Origin of the sequence: Okeania sp. SIO2F4, assembly GCF_010672385.1 — a bacterium.
GTDB lineage: Bacteria > Cyanobacteriota > Cyanobacteriia > Cyanobacteriales > Microcoleaceae > Trichodesmium.
The window spans coordinates 1-6,885 of the sequence record NZ_JAAHGT010000505.1 but is presented as its reverse complement, the minus strand read 5'-3'; the positions used below and the strand labels follow the sequence as shown (position 1 = coordinate 6,885).

Genomic DNA, 6,885 nt, shown 5'->3' with positions numbered 1-6,885 from the left:
AGTACGTTTGACTGGTCAGGAGTATGAGTTAACATCTCTGTCTTCTACGGAACGTCGTCAAATACATACTATGCTCCAGGACTGTGAAGATCTAGAAACTTACAGTCATGGACAGGAACCAGACCGCCGTTTAGTCGTAAAAATTAGAAACTAACAACAAAGAGGAAAAATTGGGAGAAAATTATGATTTATAAACATTAAAATCATTAATTTAAGTACAGCTAATTCAGAATTCTATATCTAAGAATTCTGGATTAGTGGTAAGGAATAAGTGGGGTGAAACAAAATGGAATTAATATATATTCCTAGTCTGTTGAAAAAAACCGATCGGACTGAATTGCTCGAGTTTGAAGAGTTTATATTAGACTTGGAAACACTGACTCCAGTTAGGGGTTATTTACAAGTAACTCATCATGGAAATTATCTGGAAGTTAAAGGAAAATCCGAAACAATTATTACCCTCACTTGTGATAGATGTTTAAAACAGTATAACTATAAATTGGTGATTCATCCAAAAGAATTAATTTGGTTAAATGAAGTGACAACTCAAAAAGAGTTATTCCACATAGAGGTGGAAAATTCTGTGGAACATTTAGTAGAAACTTTGTCTCCAGATGGATATTTGAACCCTAGAGAATGGGTATATGAACAGGTTTGTTTAGCAGTTCCTCCCAGAAAGTTATGTGACAATAATTGCCAAGGTATACAATTATCTGATATGAATACCTCATCATCGGTTTTAGATAGTCGATGGGCTGCTTTAGAAGCGATAAAAAGGCAACTGAATAATAGTTGAGAGTTGACTTTGAGAGTAGATTATTAAGAATTAACTCAAAAAGAATTAACTCAAAAAAAGAATGGCAAAATTAACGATTATGAATAGTAATATATTTATTAAGAATTTAATGAATTTTTTGCCGACTTCACTTCGTGATAAAATTTATCGTTTCAAACAAAAAGTGAAAACTATTTATCAGGAACTGAAAATTATTTATGGTAAGCTAACAAGAAAAATTATAGGACGTCCTGCATTTCCAAAATTAGAAAATGGAGTTATCAACCTTCATGTTGGATGTGGTCATATTAATCATCCAAAATTTATTAATATTGATGGATTACTGGCACCTCATATTCACTACATACGCCCAATAGATAGTTTAGCTCCTTTTAAAGATAGCAGCGTAGACTTGATTTATGGTTCTCATTGTCTAGAACATTTTTCCCATCGTATAGTTTCTCAAGTCTTAAATGAATGGTTTCGAGTCCTTAAGAAAGGTGGCATTCTGCGTATTTCTGTTCCTGACTTTGATTTTTTAATAGATAAATACAGAGCAAGTGGAAATGATATTAATAAGATTATCAGTCCTTTAATGGGTGGAAAAAACTATAAATTTAACTTTCACATGACAGTATTTAATCAATCAAATTTAGAGTTACTTATCAAAAAAACAGGATTTAAGGAGGTTATAAAATGGCAACCAGGATGGTGTGAAATGACTACACTTAATGATACCTCGAAAAAGAAAATCAGCCTAAATATTGAAGCAGTTAAGTAATTGTTTTTATTGGTTAGTCTATCTAATCACTGTCGCTATTTATAATAATTGATGAATTTTCAAGAAGAGTTTGAACTACTACTCCGCTCACGCTACTCAATAATTTATATCCAGACAAGGGAAGAAGAACGAGTAGAAAATGCAATTGCTGAATCAGCAAAAAAACAAGGTAATAGGGCAGTATATCTTTGGGATTTTGTGGAAGGATATCAAAATAATCCGAATGATATAGGTTTTGGAAAAAGAAATCCTCTTCAAGGTTTAGAACTTGTAGAAAAGTTGCCTGAATCAGCTCCGGCAATATTTATCTTGCGAGATTTTCAGAGATTTTTGGAAGATATTTCTATTTCTAGGAAGCTCAGGAATTTGGCAAAAAAGTTAAAATCTCAACCCAAAAATATAGTTATTTTAGCTCCTCAAATATCTGTTCCAGAAGATTTAACTGAAGTTATTACAATCATAGAATTTCCACTACCAAATAGTCAAGAAATTTCTCAGGAGGTAGAACGTTTGTTAGTGGCAATGGGTCAATATGCAGAGAAACGTTTATTAGATGAAGTGGTTAGAGCAGCTCAAGGGTTATCTATTGAAAGAATTAGAAGAGTTTTGGCTAAGGCGATCGCTACTCACGGAGAATTGCAGCTTAATGATGTGGATTTAATTTTAGAAGAAAAACGCCAAACTATTCGGCAAACTCAAATATTGGACTTTTATCCTGCCCATGAAAATATTTCCGATATTGGGGGTTTGGATAATTTGAAAGATTGGTTATTACGACGGGGAGGGGCATTTTCTGAACGAGCAAGACAATATGGTTTACCTCATCCGAGAGGTTTACTTTTGGTAGGAATACAAGGTACGGGTAAGTCTCTTACCGCTAAGGCGATCGCTCATCATTGGCATTTACCTTTATTACGTTTGGATGTGGGCCGTTTATTTGGTGGTTTGGTGGGAGAGTCGGAGTCTCGTACCCGACAGATGATTTCTATTGCTGAAGCTTTGGCACCTTGTGTCCTGTGGATAGATGAAATTGATAAAGGTTTTGCAGGATTTAAAAGTCAAGGAGATGCTGGTACTACGAGTCGCGTTTTTGGTACTTTTATTACTTGGTTAGCTGAAAAAATATCTCCTGTGTTTGTGGTAGCTACTGCTAATAATATTGAATCTTTACCACCGGAAATATTACGAAAAGGTAGGTTTGATGAAATATTTTTTGTGGGTTTGCCTAGTCAGGAAGAAAGAAAAGCTATTTTTGAGGTACATTTATCTCGGTTACGACCTCATAATATTAGGATTTATGATATAGATAGATTAGCTTATGAAACTCCAGATTTTTCTGGTGCAGAAATAGAGCAATCTTTAATAGAAGCTATGCACATTGGGTTTAGTCAAAATCGTGAGTTTACTACTGAGGATATCTTGGAGTCTGCTAGTCAAATTATTCCTTTAGCTAGAACTGCTGAAGAACAAATTAAGTTTTTACAAGATTGGGCAGCGGCAGGTAAAGCACGTCTTGCTTCTAGATCTGATGGCTTCAAAGGTAAATTTTAAGTATAGCCATTATATTGCTTATGGGTAAGTTAAAAGTAAAAAGTAAAAAGTAATCTTTGACTGATAAGGTAAAAATTTATAGGTGTTAGGCAACTGAGAATTTGATATTATCTCAAGTCTTATTAATGAGCTATAATAAAAATGTTTTTCTATTTAAAATTGCTCCCTATTCCCTATTCCCTATTCCCTGTTCCCTATTCCCTATTCCCTTGAAAAAAACTGAAAAATTATGAATTTGTATGGATTCTTCAAATTTTTAGTAGGGTTTATTTTAGCAATACTGTTACTAGCTGGAGCTAGTGCAGCAGCAGTTCTCTATTTTGCTGCTAAACTCACAAGAATGCCTGAAAAACCAATATTTCAAAATGAAAAACCTGTAGTCCAAAAAGTCAGTACATCTCCTCAAGCAACGAACAGTAAAAATCAATTAGAGCCTGGATCTTACAGAGCAGTTGTGATTGAACCTATTGGTTTGATTCTTCGCGATACTCCTAGCAGAAATTCTAATCGTATAGGAGGTATTTCTTATCAAGAAGAAGTTATAGTTTTGGAAGAAAGTTCTGATAAGAGATGGCAAAAAGTTCGGGTAGATGATGGGAGCGATCGTATAGGTTGGGTTTCAGGAGGTAATACTGAAAGGTTGGATTAGATTATCAACTTTTTACATCAGTTAAAATTGACTTTATTCCTGTAGATTAAAGTAATAAAATATATATAAGATTTATAGGACTTACAAGTTGTTAAAATACCAGCATAATTTATCGTAGTTTTTAAGTATAACTCTAGCCATTTCTTATGAAGATTAATTAGGGCTTACCGATCAAATATAAAACTATTGACAAATAAAAGTTTTAGCCTTTTTAAGTCGAAAAAAAATGCAACTTTTTAAGCTAGAGAGACCAAAAAGTTAGGATAAAAGGCAGAATAATTGCAGAAAAATCAAGGGATAAAATATCCGAGTACCTCCTCTAAATTCCCCATTCCTCCTGACTCCTGACTCCTGACTCCTGACTTCTACCCCTACCACTCATACTTTTTCAGCAAACCCTAATTATTCAGCAGTGGGAGCATATTGCTCCCCTACATAAGCGAGATACTTTTTCCCTAAAATCTAGAACTTATATTACCTAAATCAGACTTAAGAATTGATATATATTTCATCTTCTTCAGCAATAGACAAACCTTTTTTTTGGTCGATAATTTTCACAATTCCATCATTTGTTAAATCTTCAATATATTCTAACAAATCATTTTTCAACACCTCCGGATCGACTTCTTCTAATTCTAAAATATCCTCATAAGCTTCTTGGATAGACTCAGATCCTATTAAGGCAAATAACATTTTAGCTGCTACTTCATCCAACAGAAAATCTTCACCTTCTTGTTGAGCATTAACAACAAAAATTCCTCCCTCATCTTCTGCTAGAAAAAAATCATTAGTGAATGATACTTTTTGAGTGAATGAAATGTTCACAACTTACCTCTAATACCAATAAAATTAATTCAAAAAAATACTGCTTTTGGATAGCAAGATATAATATACAATAGTTAAACAATTATTTTCTATTAAGTAATAGTTAAGAATATGAACCTTCGTATAGGTAATGGCTACGACATTCATAAATTAGGGCCAGAAAGACCATTGATTTTGGGAGGAATCAAAATTGACCATGAAATGGGACTTATTGGCCATAGCGATGCGGATGTTCTGACCCATGCCATTATGGATGCAATGTTAGGCGCTCTAAGTTTGGGTGATATTGGTCATTATTTCCCTCCAAGCGATCCACAATGGGCTGGAGCTGATAGTATAGATTTATTAAATCGTGTCAATCATTTAGTTAAGGCTGCTTGCTGGAAAATTAGCAATATTGACTCAGTAGTAGTAGCAGAGCGTCCTAAACTAAAACCACATATAGAGAAAATGCGATCGCGTCTTGCTACTACTTTAGAATTAGAAGCAAATCAAGTTAGTATTAAAGCTACTACTAATGAAAAATTAGGTCCTGTAGGTAGAGAGGAAGGTATTGCTGCTTATGCGGTGGTTTTGCTAGAGAAATATGAGGGGTTGTAACTGTTAATAGCAATCCTAAATGATTCGTGAAAAAAAAATTTAGGGGTAAAAATTATACCTTTAAATTAGGTTTAGCAAAAATTGTAATATTGTAGGATTTTAGACTCTAAACTCCAGGAAAAATGGCATTTGGAAACCAAACCCCTGCAGCTTTTTTCACAAATTATTTTCATCAATATTTTTTTCTTTCCTGGACAAATAAGATTTGCAATTTGGCTGACAACACTGACAATTTTCTTTAGGGCAAATTAGATAACCGCAGGTCGGACAGTTTTCTTCTCTTCCAATTAGGAGTGGATAATTGCCACATTTTCCTTTCTTTTCTATCTTTCCACCACAGTAAGCAATAATAGTTTTCCAGGAATCATGGGAAGCTTTTTTTCCTTGCAAAATTCCTTCATGTCTAAACTTAAATATCTTAAATTCGCTCAATTTTGTTTCTTCTTGATTTTCCCAAAGAGTCTGTAAAGTATTGCAAAAACTTTGTATTGTCTGCAAAGGATCATAAATTTTCAATGGATGATTTGTTTTGGAATTTTCAAGATTATCTGTCTGGGAATCTTCAAATGGAATAGGTAAATACTCTTGTGGATTATTTATCTGCGAATCTCCATATAAAATGTCTGAATACTCTTGGGGACTATACTCTGAATTATCCTCTTCAAGCATCTGTAAAAAATGTTTGAGTAGAGAAATATATAGATGAGATAGAGAGATTATTTTCTTTTTAGGAGATCGAGGTATATTTATGAGAGATTTTATAAAATCACGTTTCCATTTTGGTAAATGGTTTTGCCACTTTGTAGATAAATTTTCCCTGGTAACAATAAACAGTGGTAAAGGATTAATTCCTAGGATAGAAATATCTTCCCAAGTAGGAACTTCTCCATCTGATAGATTTGCCATTAAATTCTTAAAATCCTGAATTATTCTAATCTGTTTTTTGTAAAATATATCTCCATAGTCAAAGAACCAATGAGGTAAATAAGAATTAGAAATTTTGCCCCTAGGTGAATAAGAATTATAATTTTCTGATATAGAGGAATCAGAGTATAAATTTTCCAACCTAGATAAATCAATTTCTAGCCTATTTTTTTTACCAATAATTTTCTTTAGTTCGTCAAGTAATTTTTTGTAAAAAACTCCTAATATTTTCGGTTTTGGCACATTATTTAGCTTCTTTTCTCCATCAATAACTTGTTTTGACAAATAAGGAGATAAAAGACCAACAATATAAACTTCTTTTTTCCCCTTATCCTTATTTGTTCGTTTCTCCTTAAATTCAGGAACACAAAACTCAGAGTAAATTTTTGAAACAGTAAGTCGAGCATTTTTAACATCAAGCAAAGTCTTTTTATCGAGTCTAATATCTCCTAATTTCCAGTCTGAGCTTTGTTTAGTAATCTGATGAATAGAAATATCTTCTACTTGATATCCCAAAGCACGAGAAAATTTAATAACTAGCTTTTCTGCTCCTCTAGCAGAAACCATTTGAGCGTATTTGAATTCATTTGAATTTATAGCAGGTTCCCACTCTTTTATTAGTTGTTTATCATTCTCATTTTCTCTAACTTCTTTATATAATTCTTTCCAATCTTGTTTTAAGTATTTAGCATAGGGATAATCAGAATTATTAAAGTTAATGACTATTTGAAAAAATTCCTTGTAGAAGTTTCGTATAGCTCGTCTTTTATGCTCTATAGG

General features: G+C 33.0%; 8 protein-coding genes. 6 read left to right on the top strand and 2 right to left on the bottom strand.

Annotation, left to right across the window (positions count from 1 at the left end):
- The 5 genes from F6K22_RS26010 to F6K22_RS25990 all read left to right on the top strand — a co-directional run.
- A partial coding sequence (locus F6K22_RS26010; protein WP_293104704.1) for a R3H domain-containing nucleic acid-binding protein occupies positions 1-154 on the top strand: 154 nt, incomplete at its 5' end.
- 132 nt (positions 155-286) lie between these two features.
- Positions 287-796, top strand: a complete 510-nt coding sequence (locus F6K22_RS26005; RefSeq protein WP_293104698.1) for a YceD family protein — start codon at positions 287-289, stop codon at positions 794-796.
- A 61-nt stretch (positions 797-857) separates the two neighbouring features.
- Positions 858-1,556 carry a class I SAM-dependent methyltransferase gene (locus tag F6K22_RS26000; protein ID WP_293104695.1) on the top strand — a complete coding sequence of 233 codons (699 nt, stop codon included), beginning with the start codon at positions 858-860 and terminating at the stop codon, positions 1,554-1,556.
- Between the two features lie 51 nt (positions 1,557-1,607).
- Positions 1,608-3,107 carry an AAA family ATPase gene (locus F6K22_RS25995; RefSeq protein WP_293104701.1) on the top strand — a complete coding sequence of 500 codons (1,500 nt, stop codon included), beginning with the start codon at positions 1,608-1,610 and terminating at the stop codon, positions 3,105-3,107.
- A gap of 229 nt (positions 3,108-3,336) precedes the next feature.
- Positions 3,337-3,756, top strand: coding sequence for an SH3 domain-containing protein (locus tag F6K22_RS25990; protein ID WP_293104692.1), 420 nt, complete (start codon positions 3,337-3,339; stop codon positions 3,754-3,756).
- A gap of 489 nt (positions 3,757-4,245) precedes the next feature.
- Here the strand turns inward: F6K22_RS25990 and F6K22_RS25985 are convergent, their stop codons facing one another.
- Positions 4,246-4,581: a PqqD family protein gene (locus F6K22_RS25985; RefSeq protein ID WP_293104690.1), complete on the bottom strand. Its 336-nt coding sequence runs from the start codon at positions 4,579-4,581 to the stop codon at positions 4,246-4,248.
- Positions 4,582-4,692: 111 nt separating this feature from the next.
- Here F6K22_RS25985 and ispF point away from each other — a divergent pair, with 111 nt between their 5' ends.
- On the top strand, positions 4,693-5,181 hold the full coding sequence (gene ispF / locus F6K22_RS25980; RefSeq protein WP_293104688.1) for a 2-C-methyl-D-erythritol 2,4-cyclodiphosphate synthase: 489 nt from the start codon (positions 4,693-4,695) through the stop codon (positions 5,179-5,181).
- A 156-nt stretch (positions 5,182-5,337) separates the two neighbouring features.
- Here the strand turns inward: ispF and F6K22_RS25975 are convergent.
- Positions 5,338-6,885 (bottom strand): hypothetical protein (locus F6K22_RS25975; protein ID WP_293104686.1); only part of this gene is annotated, 1,548 nt, incomplete at its 5' end.

What these genes read in the sequence shown, in the direction of transcription:
- ispF (WP_293104688.1), top strand. Translation starts at nt 4,693, where the DNA reads ATGAACCTTCGTATAGGTAATGGCTACGACATTCATAAATTAGGGCCA.
- F6K22_RS25995 (WP_293104701.1), top strand. Translation starts at nt 1,608, where the DNA reads ATGAATTTTCAAGAAGAGTTTGAACTACTACTCCGCTCACGCTACTCA.
- F6K22_RS26005 (WP_293104698.1), top strand. Translation starts at nt 287, where the DNA reads ATGGAATTAATATATATTCCTAGTCTGTTGAAAAAAACCGATCGGACT.
- F6K22_RS25990 (WP_293104692.1), top strand. Translation starts at nt 3,337, where the DNA reads ATGAATTTGTATGGATTCTTCAAATTTTTAGTAGGGTTTATTTTAGCA.
- F6K22_RS26000 (WP_293104695.1), top strand. Translation starts at nt 858, where the DNA reads ATGGCAAAATTAACGATTATGAATAGTAATATATTTATTAAGAATTTA.